This window comes from Rhodococcus chondri (assembly GCF_036327435.1).
GTDB lineage: Bacteria > Actinomycetota > Actinomycetes > Mycobacteriales > Mycobacteriaceae > Rhodococcus > Rhodococcus chondri.
Genome location: NZ_JAUZMZ010000318.1, coordinates 1 through 2,609, shown reverse-complemented (window position 1 = coordinate 2,609; position 2,609 = coordinate 1). Strand labels below are relative to the sequence as shown.

Annotated in this window: 2 protein-coding genes and 1 pseudogene; 1 reads left to right on the top strand and 2 read right to left on the bottom strand. The window is 68.6% G+C overall.

Annotated elements, in window-relative coordinates:
• Positions 1–182: 182 nt before the first annotated feature.
• Together Q8814_RS25615 and Q8814_RS25610 are read right to left on the bottom strand one after the other, a co-directional pair.
• Positions 183–962, bottom strand: coding sequence for a LytR/AlgR family response regulator transcription factor (locus Q8814_RS25615; protein ID WP_330154755.1), 780 nt, complete (start codon positions 960–962; stop codon positions 183–185).
• Positions 963–993: 31 nt separating this feature from the next.
• Complete coding sequence (locus Q8814_RS25610; protein ID WP_330154754.1) at positions 994–2,214, bottom strand: sensor histidine kinase; 1,221 nt, start codon at positions 2,212–2,214, stop codon at positions 994–996.
• A 150-nt stretch (positions 2,215–2,364) separates the two neighbouring features.
• Here Q8814_RS25610 and Q8814_RS25605 point away from each other — a divergent pair.
• Positions 2,365–2,609: pseudogene (locus Q8814_RS25605) on the top strand (hypothetical protein); the annotation flags it as partial.

The window sequence follows — 2,609 nt, the reverse complement described above, 5'->3', positions numbered from 1 at the left end:
CGAGCTGAGCGCGCACCAGCCCGCGCACCATCGCGTCGCCGACCTCGGTCTGCTGCTGCACCTCGACACGGGTGCGCACCATGCGAGCACCGTGACGCTGCGCGAGCACCACACGCTGCCGCTGCGGCACGCCACCCGCCGGTTTCTGCGGAGGAACCGTGCTCATCGCAGCATCCAGGGGGTCATCGCGACGTCCACGACTGCATGGGCCCGCGGATCAGCCGATCCTTGAGCTGACGGGTATGCCGGCGGCTCACCGGAAGTTCGACAGCCGGCTTGCCGGGGTCGGTCCGCAGACACACCACGAGCCCCGAGCCGANACTGCGAATTCCCGTCACGAGCGGCAGCGACACCAGATACGAACGGTGCACGCGCAGGAATCCCGCATCCGCCCAGCGGCTCTCGAGCGTCGAGAGCGGGATACGCACCAGGTGTGACCCTGTCGCGGTGTGCAGCCGGGCGTAGTCGCCGTCCGCCTCCACCCAGCGCACCGACGAGCGCGGCACCAATGTCGTGACACCCCCGAGTTCGACGGGGATCACCTCGTCGCCGCCCGGTTCCGCGGGCGCGCCTCCGCTCGAACGTCGACGCTCGACGATGCGCCGCACCGCTTCGGCGAGACGCTCCTCCCGCAACGGTTTGAGGACGTAGTCGACGGCACCGAGATCGAATGCGGACACCGCGCGATCGTCGTGCGCGGTCACGAACACGACGGCAGGTGGAGTCGCGAAGTTCCGCAAGATCCCCGCGAGTTCCAGACCGTCCAGACCCGGCATGTTGATGTCGAGGAACACCGCGTCGATGCCGCCGTCACGCAGCAACCGCAGGGCGGTGGTGGCGTCGCCCGCGGTGTGCACGTGCGCGATTTCTCCGCGCGCACGCAGCAGGTATGCCAGCTCGTCGAGGGCGGGCGGTTCGTCGTCGACGGCCAATACGGTGAGGAGGTCTGTGGTGTCGTTCACGGCGGACCTATCGTGCCACGGTAGATGACGGTCACGGACGGATACCCGCCCGGAACTTCGGCACACGCATGCTGACCTTCGTGCCCGCTCCGGGCGCGGTTTCGACCACCAGGCCGTAATCGTTGCCGAACGCTGCTCGCAATCGGTCGTCGACATTGGCCAACCCGACGTGCGCCGATTCCTTGACCCCGCCGTGGGCGCCCTCGGCGATCGCGTCGAGTGTGCCCGAACGCAACAGTTCCGGGTCCATCCCTACCCCGTCGTCCTCGACGCTGATCACGCAGTCGGTGCCCTCGTCGGCAGCGACGATCGTGATCGTGCCCGCCCGGGTGGACTTGCCTGCGATGCCGTGCCGGACCGCGTTCTCCACCAGCGGCTGCAACGCCAGGAACGGCAGTGCCACGTTCAGAACCTCGGGCGCAACCTGCAGCCTCACCTCGAGCGAGTTGCCGAACCGGGCTCGTTCGAGCGTCAGGTACCGGTCGATGTTGCGAAGCTCTTCGGCGAGCAACGTGTATTCGCCGGTGGCTCGGAACGAATAGCGGGTGAAGTCGGCGAAGTCGAGCAGCAGCTCGCGGGCCCGGTCCGGATCGGTGCGCACGAACGACGCGACCGTATTGAGCGCGTTGTAGATGAAGTGGGGGCTGATCTGGGCGCGCAGCGCCCGCACTTCGGCGCGGTCGAGACGTGCGCGGGACGCGTCGAGTTCGGCAAGTTCGAGTTGGCTGCACGCGTAGCGCGCCACCTCGGTGATCGCGCCGAGCAGCGCCGGGCCGGGTTCGGTGGTGGTCACGACTCCGAGCACCCCGGCCACACCGACCTCCTCGATCACGAGTGGCTGCGCGATCAGCGCGCGTGCGGCGAAGTCCTCCGGCCCGCGCACCAGGTCGCGGTGACCGACGAGCACCCGCCTTTTCCCGGCGACGGCGCGGGCAGCGGCGTCGAGCAGTTGGTCCGACAACGCCTCGAACGGCCCGTCCCAGGCGAGGAGGGTGCCGTCGATGTCGATCAGCGCGACGGCCTGCGCCTCGGCGAGGAGCATCCGCAGGTGCGGCGCGGCTTCGGTCGCCGACGTCGCATCCAGACCGCCGCGTAACGGCCGTGCCGCGAGCGATGCGGTGTGCAGGGTCGCGTGGACGGCGCGTTCGGCCGGGGTGGTCACGACACGCCGGGTACGCAGCCACACTGCCGTGATGCCTGCGACTGCGAGCGCCAGCACGAGCACACCGACGACGAAGACGGTCGCGGTCACGGGGAACCCGCATCGTCGAGCGGGCTGATCTCGGTCATGGTCGTACGGTACGACGCGCGCAACCGTGGGGGATCGTCTCCGTCGCCGTCGAGATCAAGTGCCACGCGGAAAACATTCACACATACGTTCGAATATGGGTACGATTCGTACATGAGTTCGACGGGGGGGTTCGAGCAGGTCGACGGCATCGTCGCGGCCACCGACGCATTCTGCGCCCTCGATCTCACCGCGCTGTCCGACGAGCAGATCACGCGGGTGCTGCAGACCGCCGAGACGGTGCGGCGCCGACTGGACGGCCTCGATGCCCGTGTCGTGGCCCAGGTGCAGGAGCGGGGCCTGCACGAGGCGGTGACACTGTCCACTCCGCAGAAGTATCTGATCGATCTGCTGCGCCT